This is a genomic window from Sphingomonas oligophenolica, assembly GCF_006438955.1.
GTDB lineage: Bacteria > Pseudomonadota > Alphaproteobacteria > Sphingomonadales > Sphingomonadaceae > Sphingomonas > Sphingomonas oligophenolica_A.
In genome coordinates, this window is the sequence record NZ_RCZK01000003.1 from 257,255 (window position 1) to 273,348 (window position 16,094).

Below are 16,094 nucleotides of genomic sequence, written 5' to 3' on the forward strand. Positions count from 1 at the left end.
CTATATGCGGCTGCTACCCGACGAAGGAGTGACATGATGAGCGACTGGTCCACCATCGAGGCGTTGCCGTCGCCCACGCTCGTCGAGCTGTTCGCCGCCGACGCCGAGCGGCTCGCGATGTTCAGCACCGATGTCGCGGGGATCCATTTCGACTGGTCGAAGACGCATCTGACGCGCGAGGCGGTCGCGGCGTTCGAGCAATTGTGTGCGGACCGGGACCTGGCGGGCAAGCGCGCCGCGCTGTTCGCGGGCGAGCACGTCAACGTCACCGAGGATCGCCCGGTGACGCACACGATGGAGCGCGGCGAGGGCAACCCCGACATCGTCGCCGAGGCGCGGAAATTCCACCAGCGGATGCGCGCGCTGATCGACGCGATCGAAGGCGGCGCGCTGGGCGAGATCAGGAGTATCCTGCATGTCGGGATCGGCGGATCGGCGCTCGGGCCGCACCTGCTGGTCGACGCGCTGGGCCGTGACGAGAAGCGCTACGAGGTCGCGATCGTCTCGAACGTCGATGGCGTCGCGCTGGAGGATGTGTTCGCGCGGTTCGATCCCACGACGACATTGCTCGCGGTCGCGTCGAAAACCTTCACGACGACCGAGACGTTGCTCAACGCGGCATCGGTGATCCAGTGGATGACCGAGCACGGCGTCGACGACCCCTATGGCCGCGTCGTCGCGCTGACCGCCAATCCCGACAAGGCGGTGGAGTGGGGGGTCGACGAGACCCGCGTGCTGCCGTTCAACGAAGGCGTCGGCGGGCGCTATTCGCTCTGGTCGTCGATCGGTTTCCCTGCCGCACTGGGCCTCGGTTGGGGGGTGTTCGAGGAACTGCTCGAGGGCGCGGCCGAGATGGACCGGCATTTCCGCCTGACCGCGCTCCACGAAAACGCCCCCGCGCTCGCGGCGTTTGCGGACCTGTATTACACCCAGGTCCGCCACGCCGAGACGCGCGCGGTGTTCGCGTATGACGAACGGCTGCGGCTGCTGCCGAGCTATCTGCAACAGCTCGAGATGGAATCGAACGGCAAGAGCTTCACCGTCGATGGCGAGCCGGTCGGCCGCCCGACCGCGGCGATCACCTGGGGCGGGGTCGGCACCGAGGCGCAGCACGCGGTGTTCCAGTTGCTCCACCAGGGCACGCATCTGGTGCCGGTCGAATTTCTCGGCGTGATCGAGGGCGGCGATACGCTCGACGAAAATCATCATCGCCAGCTGCTGCTCAACATGTTCGCGCAAGGCGCGGCGCTGATGAAGGGCAAGCCCAACGCCGACGATCCCGCGCGGAGCTATTCGGGGGATCGCCCGTCGTCGACGCTGCTGCTCGACGATCTCGACGCGCGGACGTTGGGGGCGCTGATCGCGTTCTACGAACACCGCGTGTTCGTGAACGGGGTGCTGCTCGGGATCAATTCGTTCGACCAGTTCGGGGTCGAGCTCGGCAAGGAAATGGCCAAGGCCGCGGACGAGGGCGGGCAGGAATTCGATGTCTCGACGACCGATCTGATCAAGCGCGCGGGACTCGATTGACCCGATTCGCCCACTAACCCCCGTTCGGGCTGAGCTTGTCGAAGCCCGGTACCGGACCGCCAGCGCCCTTCGACAAGCTCAGGGCGAACGGAGTTTATCATGACCAACTACGACTACGACCTCTTCGTCATCGGCGCCGGTTCGGGCGGCACCCGCGCGTCGCGCGTCGCCGCTGCACATGGCGCGCGCGTCGCGGTGGCGGAGGAGTATCGCGTTGGCGGCACCTGCGTCATCCGCGGCTGCGTGCCGAAGAAACTGCTCGTCTACGGCGCGCATTTTGCGGAAGATCTGAAGGACGCCAAGCGGTTCGGCTGGCAGGTGCCCGACGATTGCGATTTCAGCTGGCCGACGCTGCGCGACAATGTGCTGGAAGAGGTCGACCGGATCAACGCCGCCTATACGACGACGCTCGAAAGCCACGGCGTCGACATCATCCACCAGCGCGCGACCGTTTCCGGCCCCAATGAAGTCACGCTCGCCGACGGGACCAGGAAGACCGCTGCCAAAATCCTGATCGCGGTCGGCGCGCATCCCGCGGTGCCCGACTGTGTCGGCCACGAACATGGCATCACCAGCAACGAGGCGTTCCACCTCGACGCGATCCCGAAACGCGTGCTGATCGCGGGCGCGGGCTATATCGCGAACGAATTCGCGGGGATTTTCCACCAGTTCGGCGCGCACGTCATCATCATCAATCGATCGAAGGAAATCCTGCGCGGGTACGACCAGGCGATCCGCGACCGGTTGCTCCAGATCAGCCTGATGAAGGGCCTGGAATTCCGTTTCGATGCGACGTTCGAGGGGATCGAGAAGGGCGACGACGGCTGCCTGACGGTCACGATGGCGAACCACGAACCCGCGGTCGTCGATCTCGTCATGTTCGCAACCGGGCGGCGCCCGAATACGCGCGACCTGGGGCTCGACACCGCGGGGGTCGAGCTCGACGACATGGGCGCGGTGGTGGTCGATGCGGACAATCGCTCGACGTGCGACAGCATCTTCGCGGTCGGCGACGTTACCAACCGCATCCAGCTGACCCCGATCGCGATCCGCGAAGGGCAGGCGTTCGCGGACACTTTCTTCGGCGGCAAATCGGTCCGGATCGATTACGACAATGTCCCGAGCGCGGTGTTCAGCCATCCCCCGCTCGCCGCAGTCGGGATGACCGAAAGCCAGGCCCGCCAGAAGCTGGGGTCGGTGAAGGTCTACACCAGCGATTTCCGCGCGATGAAGAACGTCCTCGCAGGGCGCGACGAACGCGCGCTCTACAAGATGGTCTGCGATGGCGATACCGGCAAGATCGTCGGGCTCCACATGATCGGGCCGGACGTCCCCGAAATCCTTCAGGCCGCGGCGATCGCGGTGAAGGCGGGGCTGACCAAGGACCAGTTCGACGACACCGTTGCGCTGCATCCGACGATGGCCGAAGAACTGGTGCTGATGAAGTGACGGGCAGTTCTGCTTCAACCACCCCGGCGGAGGCCGGGGCGCAGGTGGGATAATCGCAGTTGGTTGGCGGTGCGCCGCGTTACCGCGACCTCTCCAACTGGGCCCCGGCCTTCGCCGGGGTGGTAGTTGGTGGCGTCACTCCCCCCGAAACACCCCCGCACGCCGCTCGTTCACCGCTCTTACGCCCTCGGCGAAGTCTGCGGTCTTCTGCAACCACGCTTGTTCCGCCAGCTCGTGATCGGTCTGCCGCTGGACGAGGTCGAACAGGTCGCCGCGCATCGTCTGGCGCGTCGCCTGCACCGCGAGCGGCGCGCCCGCCGCGATTTCGTGCGCCAAGTCCAGCGCCGCCGCGGCGGGATCGTCGGCCAGCGTATCGGCAAGGCCCCAGGCCGCCGCCTCTTCGGCACGGATCCGGCGCCCGGTCAGGTTCATCAGCAGCGCGCGTTGCTTGCCCACGATGCGTTCGAGCACCGCGGAGATGCCGAACCCCGGATGAAAGCCGAGCGACACGAAATTGGCGGCGAATTTCGCGTTCGGGCCAGCGACACGGAAATCGGCGACCAGCGCAAGCCCCAGCCCCGCGCCGACCGCGGCCCCCTGAACCGCCGCGACGACCGGCTTCTTCACCGCGAACAGCCTGGCGGCGGCGACATAGAAAGGGTTGCGCTCGCCCGGGGCCTGCGCGTCGGCGACCGGATTGGCGTTGGCGAGGTCCGCGCCCGCGCAGAACACCTTGCCCTCCGATCGCAGCACGATCGCGCGCACATTGCGATCTGCGTCTGCCCGGGCGAACGCCGCGCCCAACCCCTCGATCAGCACGAGGTCGGCGAAATTCACCGGTGGTCGGGCAAAGGTGACGATCGCCACATGGCCATCGTGCGTGGTCGTTACCGTCATCGTCTCGCTCCGCTTCCCAAGCGCCCGGTGACGCCCTAGACCGACGCCATACCCGTCACTCGAAAGGCAAGTCCATGCGCGAAGCCGCCATCGTCTCCACCGCGCGTACCGGAATCGGCAAGGCGTACCGCGGCGCGTTCAACGCGACCGAGGCGCCGGTGCTCGCGGGCCATGTCATGAACGCCGCGGTTGAGCGCGCCGGGATCGACCCCGCGCGGATCGACGACGTGTTCTGGGGAGTGGGCAACCAATGGGGGACGCAGGGCGGCAACGAAGGGCGGATGGCGATCTTTGCGGGGCAGTTGCCGCAGAGCGTTCCCGCCTTCACGCTCGATCGCAAATGCGGGTCGGGGCTCACCGCGGTCGCGCTCGCGGCGCGCACGATCATCGCGGGGGAGGCCGACGTCGCGCTCGCGGGCGGGCAGGAATCGATCAGCTTCGTCGTCACCAAGGACGCACCGCGCTACGTGAACCAGTCGGTGATCGCGCACGAACCCGCGGCCTATATCCCGATGATCGAAACCGCCGAGATCGTCGCGACCCGCTACGGCATTTCCCGCGAAGCGCAGGACGCCTATGCCGCGATGAGTCAGCAGCGCGCCGCCGCGGGGATCGCCAGTGGCGCGTTCGTCGAGGAAATCGCGCCGATCACGGTCGAAAAGGCGCTGTTCGACAAGGAAGGCAACCGGACCGGCACCGAAACCGTGACCGTCACCCAGGATGAGGGCATCCGCGCCGGGACCACCAAGGAGGCGCTGGCGAACCTCAAGACCGTCTGGCCCGGCGGCCAGTTCAGCGGCCCCGGCACCCGCGTCACGGCGGGCAACGCCAGCCAGTTGTCCGACGGTGCCGCCGCGCAGATCCTGATGGATCGCGCCACCGCCGAGAGCGAGGGCAAGGAGATCCTTGGCATCTATCGCGGCTTCCAGGCGGCGGGCTGCGCGCCCGACGAGATGGGAATCGGGCCGGTATTCGCGGTCCCCAAACTGCTCGCGCGCGCCGGACTGTCGGTTGGCGACATCGGCTTGTGGGAACTCAACGAAGCGTTCGCGTCGCAATGCCTTTATTGCCGCGACACGCTCGGCATCGATCCCGAGAAATACAACGTCAACGGCGGCGCGATCGCGGTCGGGCATCCGTTCGGGATGACCGGCAGCCGGTTGGTCGGCCACGCGCTGATCGAAGGCCGCAAGCGCGGCGTGCGTTATGTCGTCGTGACGATGTGCACCGCGGGCGGGATGGGTGCAGCGGGGTTGTTCGAGATCGTGTGAAGGGCTCACCCACCCCGGCGAAGGTCGCGGTGGAGGAAGGAACAGACATGGCGACAGTGATTACCGGCGCATCGGCGGGGCTCGGCGAAGGGTTCGCGCGGGCGCTCGCGGCGGAGGGCAAGGACCTGATCCTCACCGCACGGCGCGGCGACCGGCTCGACACGCTGGCGGCGGAACTCCGCGGCACGGGCGTGAAGGTTGACCTTTTTGCCGCCGACCTCGCCGATCCTGCCGCCCCGACCAAGCTCATCGCCGACATCGCCGCGGCGGGGCTGGGGATCGACACGCTGATCAACAACGCCGGGTTCGGGCTGCGCGGCCCGGTCGCCGATCTCGACACCGACCAGCAACTCGGGATGATCGACGTCAATTGCCGCGCGCTCGTCGCGCTCAGCCGCGCAGTGCTGCCCGGCATGATCGCGGCGGGGCAGGGGGGCATTTTGAATGTCGCCTCGACCGCGGCGTTCCAGCCCGGGCCGTGGATGAGCGTCTATTACGCGACCAAGGCGTTCGTGCTCAGCTTTTCCGAAGGTCTCCACGAGGAAGTGAAGGACCGCGGCATCCGCGTCGCCGCGCTCTGCCCCGGACCGACCCGGACCGAATTCGCCGAGGTTGCGGGGATGGGCGACAGCGCGCTGTTCCAGCGTTTCGCGAGCGATGCCGACGCGGTGGTGCGCGATGGCCTGAAAGCGCTCGCCGCGAACCAGGCGGTGAAGATTTCGGGCGCGATGAACCTGGTGAGCGCCGAGGCGATCCGCTTCACCCCGCGCGGCCTCGCGCGCCGGATCGCGGGATCGCTGCAAAAGGGCCGGGCACCCGCGCGATAATCGTTGCAGCGCCGGAACGCTTTGGGATTTCTCAACGTTGATATTCCGACCGCGCAGCGGCGTGGTGACGCTTGGGAGAGTTTTAATGCTTTGGACGATCGCTGTTATCTTGCTGGTGCTGTGGGTGCTCGGCTTCTTCGCGTTTCACGTCGCCGGTGGTTTGATCCACCTGTTGCTTGTGATCGCGGTGATCGTCGTGCTCGTGAAGCTGTTCACCGGTCGCGGCGTCTAGCCGATCGGCCCGTCGGGTTTGATGCCCGACGGGCCGACCTTTATTGCGCGAACAGCAATACCGGGGTTTCGAGAAATTTCTTGAGGCTCTGGACGTAACTCGCCGCATCCCAGCCATCGACGACCCGGTGGTCGCAGCTGATCGACAGGTTCATCAGTTTCGCGCGGCGGATATCATCGCCGCCAAATACGGGCCGTTCGACGATCTTGTTCGGCCCGATGATCGCGACTTCGGGACGATTGATGACCGGGGTCGTCGCAATCCCGCCGAGCGGCCCCAGCGATGTTACCGTGATCGTGCCGCCGCCCATTTCGTCGGGCTTCAATTTGTTGGCGCGAGCCGCTTCGGCGAGCCGCCCGATTTCGGTTGCGAGCTGCCAGACATTCTTGTCCTGCGCGTCGCGGATCACCGGCACGGTCAGCCCCGCGTCGGTCTGCGTCGCCATGCCGAGGTGGACCCGCCCCGACCGCGTCACGATCCCCGCCTCATCGTCGTAGCGCGCGTTGAGCATCGGAAATTCGGGCAGGCTGCGGCAGATCGCGACGATCATCAGCGGCAGCATCGTGAGCTTGGGCCGACCCCCGCGATTCGCGTTGAGATCGGCGCGCATCGCCTCGAGCGCGGTGACGTCGATCTCGTCGACATAGGTGAAGTGCGGGATGTTGCGCTTCGACGCCGCCATGTTCTCCGCGATCCGGCGGCGCATCCCGATGACCTTGACGGTTTCGTCGTCGCGCGCGCGCGACGCGTGGGGCTGATGATAGCCCTCGCCCGCGCCGTAGCGGAGGAACGCGTCGAGATCGGCATGGCGAACGCGATCGGAATCGGTCTTTACCTGCGAGAGGTCGACCCCGAGATCTGCGGCGCGGGCCCGGACCGCGGGGGAGGCGAGCGCCTTGTCCCTCTCCCCTTGTGGGAGAAGGGGGGACCCGCTGGCGGAGGCAGTGGGGGGGTGAGGGGGAGTTGGCGCGGACACCGCTTCCTCACTCCCCCTCACCTTCCCACTCGGCTCTGCCGAGCGGGCCCCTTCCTCTCCCACAGGGGGAGAGGAGATTTTCTCGACCCCCGGATTTTCCGCCTCATACTGCTCAGCCGTCTCGACCTGCGCTGCGGTCGGCGGTGCCGCCTCGACGACATCGGTCGCGACCGCGTCTTCGGTTTCGATCACGACCAGCGCGGCGCCAATCGACACCTGGTCGCCGACCTCGCCCGCCAGTTCGACGACGGTGCCCGATACCGGCGATTCCATCTCGACGGTCGCCTTGTCGGTCATCATGTCGGCGATATTCTGGTCTTCCTCGACCGTGTCGCCGACCGCGACGTGCCAGGCGACGATCTCGGCTTCGGCGATGCCCTCGCCGATGTCCGGCAGCTTGAAGGTGAAGCGGGCCATCTATGCGTCCTTCATGATCTTTTTCAGTGCCTCGCCGATGCGGACGGGGCCGGGGAAATACGCCCATTCGAGGCTGTGGGGGTAGGGGGTGTCGAACCCGGTGACGCGCTCGATCGGCGCCTCGAGGTGGTAGAAACAGCGTTCCTGGACCAGCGCCGACAGTTCGGCGCCAAACCCGCTGGTCCGCGTCGCTTCGTGGACGATCAGGCAGCGGCCGGTCTTCTTCACCGATGCCTCGATCGTCTCGATGTCGAGCGGGACGAGCGTGCGCAGGTCGACGATCTCGGCATCGACACCCAGTTCGGCGCAGGTCGCGATGCAGACATGAACCATCGTGCCGTAGCACAGGATCGTCACCGCCTCGCCCGCGCGGACCACCGCGGCCTTGCCGAGGTCGACCTTGTAATAACCGGTCGGCACCTCGCCCGCGGGGTGTTTCGACCAGTTCTGCGAGGGCTTGTCCCAATAGCCGTCGAACGGGCCGTTATAAATGCGCTTGGGTTCGAAGAAGATCGTCGGATCATTGTCCTCGATCGCCGCGATCAGCAGCCCCTTGGCATCGTACGGGGTCGAGGGGATCACGGTCTTCACGCCCGAGATATGGGTGAAGATGCCCTCGGGGCTCTGGCTGTGGGTCTGGCCCCCGAAGATGCCGCCGCCGAACGGCGAGCGGACCGTGATCGGCGAGATGAACTCGCCCGCCGAGCGATAGCGCAGCCGCGCCGCCTCGCTGACCAACTGGTCGAGCGCGGGGTAGATGTAGTCGGCGAACTGGATTTCGGGGACGGGGCGAAGGCCGTACGCGCCCATCCCCACCGCGACGCCGATGATGCCGCATTCGGTGATCGGGGTGTCGAACACGCGGGTCTTGCCGTGCTTTTCCTGCAACCCCGCGGTCGCGCGGAACACGCCGCCGAAATAGCCGACATCCTCGCCCATCACGATCACGTCGGGATCGCGCGCCATCATCACGTCGAGCGCGGAGTTGATCGCCTGGATCATGTTCATGCGGGTGGTGGGGGGTTCTTGGTCGGTCATGCTGTCACTCAAAACCCCTCTCCCCTTGTGGGAGAGGGAGGGGCCCGCTCGACGCAGTCGAGTGGGAGGGTGAGGGGGACGGATGCGAGACACACTCCCCCTCATCCGGCGCTACGCGCCACCTTCTCCCACAAGGGGAGAAGGGATTTACTTCCGATCCCATGGCCGGCCGCTCGCGGTTTCTTCGGCGAGCATCTGCGCGCGTTGTTCCTTGAGGTGCCACGGCATTTCCTCGAACACGCCGTCGAACAGCGTGTCGAGCGGCTGGTGGAGACCGTGGCCGAGGATGCCGTTCTTCTCGGCTTCCTTCTGCTCGGCCTTGACCAGATCGGCGAGTTCCTTGTCCTGCGCGGCATGGCGGTCCTCGTCCCATTCGCGGAGTCCGATCAGGTGATCCTTGAGGCGGCGGACGGGATCGCCGAGCGGCCACGCGTTGGGCTCGCCCGCGCTGCGGTATTGGGTCGGGTCGTCGGAGGTCGAATGGCCCTCGGCGCGGTAGGTGAAATGCTCGATCAGCGTCGGCCCCTGGTTGGTCCGCGCGCGCTCCGCCGCCCACAAGGTCGCCGCATAGACTGCGAGCGCGTCGTTGCCGTCGACGCGGAGCCCGGCGATGCCGTAACCGACCGCGCGCGCCGCGAAGGTCGTCGATTCGGCGCCTGCGAAGCCCGAAAAGCTTGAGATCGCCCATTGGTTGTTGACGATGTTGAGGATCACGGGCGCGCGATACACCGCGGCAAAGGTGCAGGCGGAATGGAAATCGCCCTCCGCGGTCGATCCCTCGCCGCACCACGTCGCGGCGATCCGGGTGTCGCCCTTCGCCGCGCTCGCCATCGCCCAGCCGACCGCCTGCGGATATTGCGTCGTCAGGTTGCCCGAGATCGAGAAGAACCCATGATCCCGCGCGGAATACATGATCGGCAGCTGCTTGCCCTGGAGCTTGTCGCCGCGGTTCGAGTAAATCTGGTTCATCATCTCGACCAGGGGATAGCCGCGGGTGATCAGGATGCCCTGCTGGCGATAGCTCGGGAAGCACATGTCGTCGGGGTCGAGCGCGTGGGTCGCCGCGACCGCGACCGCCTCCTCGCCGAGCGCCTTCATGTAGAAGCTGGTCTTGCCCTGCCGCTGGGCGCGAAACATGCGCTCGTCGAACGCGCGCAGCAATGCCATGTTGCGCAGCATCTTGCGCAGCATATCTGGAGACAGCCTGGGGTTCCACGGGCCGACCGCGTGGCCGTCGTCGTCGAGCACGCGGACCAGCGTATAGGCCAGATCGGTGAAATCGCCGGGGTGCGCCGCGGTATCCGGGCGTCGCGCCTCGCCCGCGGGGGGGATGCCCACCGCGGCGAAATCGACCGCATCGCCGGGCCTGAACTTGGGTTCGGGCACGTGCAATGACAGCGTCGGCAAATTGGCACGCGGATGCTCGCTCGCCATCGTCTCTCCATTCGATTGGCACGTGGACTCGCTTCCACAACGCCTCACGACCGCTGTCGTGCCTTTGTAATAAAATTTCAAGGCTCTCTTTTCTTCCCCCGGTGGGGGAGGAAAGGCTCACCCCACCGTTTGCTCAATCACCCCGAAGATCGGATGGCGATGATCGTCTTCCGCCCAGATGCGGACGGTGTCGCCCGCCTTCAGGAACGGCGTGACCGGCTTGCCGCCCTCAATCGTCTCGATCGTGCGCAGTTCGGCGAGGCAGGAATAGCCGACTCCACCCGCGGCGATCGTCTTGCCGGGACCGCCATCGGCATCGCGGTTCGACACGGTGCCCGAGCCGACGATCGTCCCCGCGCCGAGCCGCCGCGTCTTGGCCGCGTGCGCGACCAGCGTGCCGAAATCGAACGTCATGTCCTCGCCCGCCTCCGCGCGCCCGAACGGCGTGCCGTTGAGGTCGACCATGAGCTTGCGGTGCAATCTGCCGTCGCGCCACCAGTCGCCGAGCGCATCGGGGGTGACGAACACCGGCGAGAAGGCGCTCGCGGGCTTCGACTGGAAGAAACCGAACCCCTTGCCGAGCTCGGCGGGGATCAGGTTGCGCAAGCTGACGTCGTTGGTGAGGCCTACCAGCACGATCCCCGCCAGCGCCTGTTCGCGGGTCGCGCCGAGCGGCACGTCGCCGGTCACCACGACCACCTCGGCCTCGAGGTCGCAGCCCCAGCTTTCGTCGGCGAGCGGGATCGGGTCGCGCGGCCCCAGGAAGCCGTCGGAGCCGCCCTGGTACATCAGCGGATCGTGCCAGAAGCTGTCGGGCATCTCGGCGTTGCGCGCCTGCCGGACCAGCGCGACATGGTTCACATAGGCCGACCCGTCCGCCCATTGATACGCGCGGGGCAGGGGGGAGGCGGCATCATGTTCGTGGAACCGTTCGCGCGGGATCGCGGCATGGTCGAGATCGGTCGCCAGGTTGGTGAGATCGGGCAGCACCCGGTCCCAATCGTCGAGCGCGGCCTGCAAGGTCGGCGCGATGTGGGAGGCGTCGGCGTACCAGGCGAGGTCGTCCGACACGACGACGAGCTTGCCATCGCGGCCGTGCTTTAGGCTGGCCAGTTTCATGATGATATTCCTCTCAACCGTTCGCCCTGAGCCTGTCGAAGGGCAGTCCGCAACACCGGTAACGACTGTCACCGCCCTTCGACAAGCTCAGGGCGAACGGAAACCCTGCGGAAGCGACCATAACATTTGTTACTTGACCCCTTCCACGCGATTCCGCACGCTTGCCCAAACCAGATCAGAGGATGCCCATGTCGCTCGATACCCTGCCCGGCCGCACCGCGTATAACGAGGATCACGAGGCGTTCCGCCAGACGGTGCGCAGCTTCCTGCGGAAGGAGGGGGTTCCCAACGTGAACGCATGGGAGGAGGCGCGGCTCGTCCCCAAGGAGTTCTGGCGCAAGGCGGGTGCAATCGGGATGCTGTGCCCGACGGTGCCCGAGGCCTATGGCGGGCTGGGGCTCGATTTCGGCTATAACGCGATCGTCGACGAAGAGATGAGTTACAACGGCGTGCCCGCGGGCTTCTCGCTCCAGTCGGATATCGTCGCGGGCTATATCGAACATTATGGATCGGAGGAGCAGAAGGCCGAATGGCTCCCCAGGATGGTCGCGGGCGAGGTCATCACCGCGATCGCGATGACCGAACCGGGCACCGGCAGCGACCTCCAGGCGATCCGCACGAGCGCCAAGAAGGATGGCAATCATTACGTCATCAACGGATCGAAGACATACATCACCAACGGCCAGAACACCGACCTGACGCTGGTCGTCGCCAAGACCGATCCGACCGCCGTCCCGGCGTGGAAGGGGATGTCGATCATCCTGGTCGAGAGCGATCGCGAGGGGTTCAAAAAGGGCCGCAAGCTCGACAAGATCGGCATGGAAGCGGCGGACACGTCGGAGCTGTTCTTCGAGGACGTCCGCGTGCCGATCACCAATTGCCTCGGCGAGGAGGGCAAGGGCTTCATCTACCTGATGAGCCAGTTGCCGCAGGAGCGGCTGTCGATCGCGGTCAGCGTAATGGCGTCGAGCCAGAAGGCGTTCGACGAAACGGTCGAGTTCACCAAATCGCGCAAGGCGTTCGCGGGCATGGTGTTCGATTTCCAGAACACCCGCTTCGTGCTCGCGGACCTCAAGGCGAAACTGCAGGTCGGCTGGGCGCATCTCGACTGGGCGATCGCGCGGCACCTGAGGGGCGAACTGACCAACGAGGAAGGCGCGGCGGCGAAGCTGTGGCACACCGACCTGCAATGGGAGGTGATGGACCAATGCCTCCAGCTCCACGGCGGGGCTGGTTATATGAACGAATATCCGATCGCGCGTGCGTGGCGCGCGGCGCGGGTGACGCGGATTTTCGGTGGGACGAACGAGATCATGAAGGAACTGATCGGACGTTCGCTGTGACAATCCGCTGCGTTCGCGGGGTCGTGACGCGATAGTCTGATGAGCCCCACGACGCGCCACGTTCCATAAAAAAAGGGCCGCGCTCCCGAAGGAGCGCGGCCCCGTTTTTACCAGCAGGACTAGAAGTGGATCTTCACCGATCCGCCATAGGCCTGGTTCTTGATGTCCTGGCGCTCGAAGGTCGAATTCGCGCTCACCGACAGTTCGATCGCGCCGGTGTTGTACGACACGCCGACCGCGGCCTCGCCCCAATTCTGGTCGTCGCTCGCCAGCGCGAAGGTCGCGCTCGGCCCGATCCCGCCGACGAAGTTCGCGCCGAACAGGCCGGGGCGATTGACGAAGTCATGGACGTAATAGGCCGAGGCGAACGGCTTGAACGCGCCGTTGCCCGCCAGCGTCAGCCCCGCACGGGCCTGTTCGCTGTCGAGATTCTGGCGATCGTAGCGCAATGCCGGGCCGCCGGGGGCACCGGTTTCGACCGTCGGGGTGAACTCGATCCGGTTGGCGCGGAACGCGACCCGCGGGCCGACGTTCAGCGTGCCGAACTGATACGACTTGCCCAGTCCGATCTCACCCGAGAAGGTGAACGCATTGTCCTGGCTGCGCAGCGCGTAGGGCGTGCCCGCCAAGCTGACGTTGCGACGGGTTTCGGCGCGGTAGAGCCCCGCACTCGCCTGCGCATCGAGCGAGAAGCCCGAAACCACGCCCTTGGCGTAGAGCGTGCCCTGGAACAGCTGGCCACGCGCTTGCTGGGCCACCCCGCCGGTGGTGCCGTCGACCTTGGTGTAGTTGAGGCCGAACCCGATCACGCTGTGGTCGTCGAGCTGCGCGTCGATCCCCGCGACCGCATAATAGCCGTCGAAATCGTCACGTCCGCCGAACGGCACCGCAGTGGGCATCGAGGCGCTGTCGCCATTGATATAGCCACCGCCGATAAAGACGTTGGCGCCTTCGGCGATGACGCCGTCGGTCACCGTCGATCCCGACGCATCGGTCATCGTCTGCGCGCTGCCGGGCAGGTCGGTCGCCAGCAACGACGCGAACTGCTGCGGCTTGCCGATCATCGTCAACGTGCCAGACAGCGGCACCGACGGATCGAGTTCGGAGAGATGCTGGCGATAGAAGCGGGCGGCGTTGTCGGTGACGACGGTACCGATCGCGTATTTCAGCGTCTCGGTGCGCGGCGCCAGCCCTTCGAGCGTCGACCTGATCGTCGCCTGATTCTGGAGATCGAGCGTGCCGTAGAGCGCCGAAAGATTGTCCTGGTTCGACCGGTTCTGGTCGAGCAGCCGCGCATAGGCGGTCTGAACCGGGGTGTTGGCGACGACGTCGCGGTACAGCCCGGCGACGATCCGCGCCTGCACCGCATTGGCCGAATAGACGAATTGCGGCGTCAGGATCGCCGACAGCGGAACGGCGGGGTTAAACACGCCCGAGATTCCGCCCTGCGAGGTAACGATCGTGTAGGTATCGCCCGAACGGATCGTATAGCCCGCGACCGGTGCGAAGCCGACCCGGCCGCCGACATTGACGAGGCCGTCCACGGGGGTCGTTCCCTTGAAAATGGTCGAAACCCCGGCGAGCCGATCCGACGTGCCGTTCGGCCCGACATCGACCAGCAACACGCTGCCCGACGACAATACGACATTGCCGCCGACCGTCAGCGTGCCGATCGTGCCCGTCGTGCCGGGCGCGATCATGCCGCGGACGCTGGTCAGGTACGGCGCGTTGATGCGCCCCGATCCGGTCAGCCCGCCGGTCAGCAGGAAGTAATCGCCGCCGGAATTGATCGTCCCGTCGACCTGGACTACGCCATCATATTGATTGACGCCGATCAGGCTGGTGAGCGACCCGGCGGTGGTGACGTTGAGCTTCGCCTGCGCGTTCAGCACGCTGAACCGGTCGATCGTCACCTTGGTGTCGAGTGTCGTCGTCCCCGCGGCATCGAGCGTGATGTCGTAATAGCGCGCGTTGGTCTTGGTCGCGGCATTCGGGTCGATGTTGTTGGGGACGAAGTTGGTCGCACCGGGCAGCCCGTTGGCGAGCGTCGCGGGCGGCAATGCCAGCGTCGTAACGGTGCCGGCCGCGGCGATATCGGTCGTGCCGTCGGTCGCCTCGTTGACCATCCCGTCGAGCGAGCTGACCGCCGCGCCGCCGTCCTGCGCCTCGTGGATCGAGGTCATGCCGTGGTCGCGCGCGGCGCCGATCGCCACCTTGGCGTTGTAGGCGGCGCGCACCGCATCGGTCGAACTCGCGACCTTCGCGACATCGGCTGCATTGCCCGCAGGCACGGTCGCGTCGACCGGCCTGCCGTTGACGGTCTCCACGCCGGTCGCATTATCGTAGCAATCGCTGACCGTTTTCGTGTCGAAGCAGATCTGACCGAACTTGCCGCTGGTGCCCTTGATGCCGTCGCCCGGCGCGGTGGGGATGCCGTTGACGAGCTGGCCGCCGACGATGATGTTGTACGCCGGGTCGAGCGTCGTCTGCCAATGCGTCGGGTCGCTCCACTTGCCGTCGCCCGCCTTGGCCGCGGCGTAACGATAGGGGTTGTTCGCGGCGATATAGTCCCAGAGAGGTGGCTCCGGTCGTCTGCACAGGCTCGCGGCTTGGATAAGTGGATCGCCGCTGGTTGATCATGCCGCTGCGAGAAGCGGCTGGTCGAAGTATATCTGGTCGGGCGTGCGGCCGCCAAGAGCTGAGTGCGGCCGGATGCCATTATAAAATGCGAAGTATCGGCCGATGCCGGCGCGGGCCTCGGGGACCGATGCGTAGGCGTGCAGATATACCTCCTCGTATTTCACCGAGCGCCAAAGGCGCTCAACGAACACGTTGTCGCGCCAGCAGCCCTTGCCGTCCATACTGATGGCGTATCGGCCGATGCCGGCGCGGGCCTCGGGGACCGATGCGTAGGCGTGCAGATATACCTCCTCGTATTTCACCGAGCGCCAAAGGCGCTCAACGAACACGTTGTCGCGCCAGCAGCCCTTGCCGTCCATACTGATGGCGATCTGCTCGCGGTGGAGGACGGCGGTGAAGGCGGTACTGGTAAATTGCGAACCCTGATCGGTGTTGAAGATCGTGGGTTTGCCGTAGCGTGCCAGCGCTTCTTCCAGCGCCTCGATGCAGAATGCGGTGTCGAGCGAGATCGAGACCCTCCAGGCCAGCACCCGCCGGGTGAACCAGTCGACGATCGCGACCAGATAGACAAAGCCGCGCGCCATCGGGATGTACGTGATGTCCGTCGCCCACACCTGGTTCGGCCGCCAGCTTGCGCAGCAGATACGGATAGATCTTGTGTCCCGGCGCGGGCTTCGAGGTATTCGGCCGCCGGTAGATCGCCTCCAGTCCCATCCGCTTCATCAGCGTCGCGACATGCCGCCGCCCGACTTGCACGCGGTCCTGCCGGAGCAGATCGCGCAGCATCCGGCTACCCGCAAACGGGTAGAGCAGATGTAGCTCGTCGATCCGCCGCATGATCGCCAGATCGGCCTCCGATACCGGCCGCGGCAGATAATAGATGCTGCCGCGACTGATCTCGAGCTGCTGTGCCTGACGGGT

At 66.0% G+C, this 16,094-nt stretch carries 12 protein-coding genes and 1 pseudogene; 6 read left to right on the plus strand and 7 right to left on the minus strand.

All coding sequences use genetic code 11. The annotated features are described in order from the left end of the window. The first annotated feature begins 33 nt into the window (after positions 1–33). The gene (gene pgi, locus EAH84_RS05980) at positions 34–1,530 is read left to right on the plus strand and encodes a glucose-6-phosphate isomerase (RefSeq protein WP_140869209.1); all 1,497 of its coding nucleotides are present in this window, start codon (positions 34–36) and stop codon (positions 1,528–1,530) included. A 99-nt stretch (positions 1,531–1,629) separates the two neighbouring features. Then, complete coding sequence (gorA, locus tag EAH84_RS05985) at positions 1,630–2,979, plus strand: glutathione-disulfide reductase (RefSeq protein ID WP_140869212.1); 1,350 nt, start codon at positions 1,630–1,632, stop codon at positions 2,977–2,979. 135 nt (positions 2,980–3,114) lie between these two features. On the opposite strand, the gene EAH84_RS05990 is transcribed toward gorA, so the two are convergent. Next, a complete protein-coding gene (locus EAH84_RS05990) occupies positions 3,115–3,876 on the minus strand; it encodes an enoyl-CoA hydratase/isomerase family protein (protein WP_140869215.1) in 762 nt (253 codons plus the stop codon). Positions 3,877–3,950: 74 nt separating this feature from the next. Here EAH84_RS05990 and EAH84_RS05995 point away from each other — a divergent pair, with 74 nt between their 5' ends. The 3 genes from EAH84_RS05995 to EAH84_RS06005 all read left to right on the plus strand — a co-directional run bounded on the left by EAH84_RS05995 (position 3,951) and on the right by EAH84_RS06005 (position 6,206). Continuing rightward, positions 3,951–5,147, plus strand: coding sequence for an acetyl-CoA C-acyltransferase (locus EAH84_RS05995; protein WP_140869217.1), 1,197 nt, complete (start codon positions 3,951–3,953; stop codon positions 5,145–5,147). A gap of 47 nt (positions 5,148–5,194) precedes the next feature. Next, positions 5,195–5,974, plus strand: a complete 780-nt coding sequence (locus EAH84_RS06000; protein WP_140869222.1) for an SDR family NAD(P)-dependent oxidoreductase — start codon at positions 5,195–5,197, stop codon at positions 5,972–5,974. 85 nt (positions 5,975–6,059) lie between these two features. After that, positions 6,060–6,206 (plus strand): lmo0937 family membrane protein, encoded by a 147-nt coding sequence (locus EAH84_RS06005; protein ID WP_140869224.1) that lies wholly within the window; start codon positions 6,060–6,062, stop codon positions 6,204–6,206. A gap of 40 nt (positions 6,207–6,246) precedes the next feature. Here EAH84_RS06005 and EAH84_RS06010 read toward each other — a convergent pair whose 3' ends face one another. The 4 genes from EAH84_RS06010 to EAH84_RS06025 form a co-directional block, all read right to left on the minus strand. Beyond that, positions 6,247–7,599, minus strand: coding sequence for a dihydrolipoamide acetyltransferase family protein (locus tag EAH84_RS06010; protein ID WP_140869227.1), 1,353 nt, complete (start codon positions 7,597–7,599; stop codon positions 6,247–6,249). Further along, positions 7,600–8,607: an alpha-ketoacid dehydrogenase subunit beta gene (locus tag EAH84_RS06015; RefSeq protein ID WP_140869301.1), complete on the minus strand. Its 1,008-nt coding sequence runs from the start codon at positions 8,605–8,607 to the stop codon at positions 7,600–7,602. 177 nt (positions 8,608–8,784) lie between these two features. Then, entirely contained in the window at positions 8,785–10,071 is a 1,287-nt protein-coding gene (locus tag EAH84_RS06020; RefSeq protein ID WP_140869230.1) for a 3-methyl-2-oxobutanoate dehydrogenase (2-methylpropanoyl-transferring) subunit alpha, read from the minus strand. A 117-nt stretch (positions 10,072–10,188) separates the two neighbouring features. Then, positions 10,189–11,190 (minus strand): fumarylacetoacetate hydrolase family protein, encoded by a 1,002-nt coding sequence (locus EAH84_RS06025; protein ID WP_140869233.1) that lies wholly within the window; start codon positions 11,188–11,190, stop codon positions 10,189–10,191. Positions 11,191–11,378: 188 nt separating this feature from the next. Here EAH84_RS06025 and EAH84_RS06030 point away from each other — a divergent pair, with 188 nt between their 5' ends. Next, a complete protein-coding gene (locus tag EAH84_RS06030; protein WP_140869235.1) occupies positions 11,379–12,533 on the plus strand; it encodes an acyl-CoA dehydrogenase family protein in 1,155 nt (384 codons plus the stop codon). 119 nt (positions 12,534–12,652) lie between these two features. On the opposite strand, the gene EAH84_RS06035 is transcribed toward EAH84_RS06030, so the two are convergent. Both EAH84_RS06035 and EAH84_RS06050 read right to left on the minus strand, forming a co-directional pair. Continuing rightward, entirely contained in the window at positions 12,653–14,860 is a 2,208-nt protein-coding gene (locus EAH84_RS06035) for an autotransporter outer membrane beta-barrel domain-containing protein (RefSeq protein ID WP_140869238.1), read from the minus strand. A gap of 309 nt (positions 14,861–15,169) precedes the next feature. Beyond that, positions 15,170–16,094: pseudogene (locus tag EAH84_RS06050) on the minus strand (IS3 family transposase); the annotation flags it as partial.

What these genes read in the sequence shown, in the direction of transcription:
- EAH84_RS06000 (WP_140869222.1), top strand. Translation starts at nt 5,195, where the DNA reads ATGGCGACAGTGATTACCGGCGCATCGGCGGGGCTCGGCGAAGGGTTC.
- EAH84_RS05995 (WP_140869217.1), top strand. Translation starts at nt 3,951, where the DNA reads ATGCGCGAAGCCGCCATCGTCTCCACCGCGCGTACCGGAATCGGCAAG.
- EAH84_RS06005 (WP_140869224.1), top strand. Translation starts at nt 6,060, where the DNA reads ATGCTTTGGACGATCGCTGTTATCTTGCTGGTGCTGTGGGTGCTCGGC.
- EAH84_RS06020 (WP_140869230.1), bottom strand. Translation starts at nt 10,071, where the DNA reads ATGGCGAGCGAGCATCCGCGTGCCAATTTGCCGACGCTGTCATTGCAC.
- EAH84_RS05990 (WP_140869215.1), bottom strand. Translation starts at nt 3,876, where the DNA reads ATGACGGTAACGACCACGCACGATGGCCATGTGGCGATCGTCACCTTT.
- EAH84_RS06010 (WP_140869227.1), bottom strand. Translation starts at nt 7,599, where the DNA reads ATGGCCCGCTTCACCTTCAAGCTGCCGGACATCGGCGAGGGCATCGCC.
- pgi (WP_140869209.1), top strand. Translation starts at nt 34, where the DNA reads ATGATGAGCGACTGGTCCACCATCGAGGCGTTGCCGTCGCCCACGCTC.
- EAH84_RS06025 (WP_140869233.1), bottom strand. Translation starts at nt 11,190, where the DNA reads ATGAAACTGGCCAGCCTAAAGCACGGCCGCGATGGCAAGCTCGTCGTC.
- gorA (WP_140869212.1), top strand. Translation starts at nt 1,630, where the DNA reads ATGACCAACTACGACTACGACCTCTTCGTCATCGGCGCCGGTTCGGGC.
- EAH84_RS06030 (WP_140869235.1), top strand. Translation starts at nt 11,379, where the DNA reads ATGTCGCTCGATACCCTGCCCGGCCGCACCGCGTATAACGAGGATCAC.
- EAH84_RS06015 (WP_140869301.1), bottom strand. Translation starts at nt 8,607, where the DNA reads ATGAACATGATCCAGGCGATCAACTCCGCGCTCGACGTGATGATGGCG.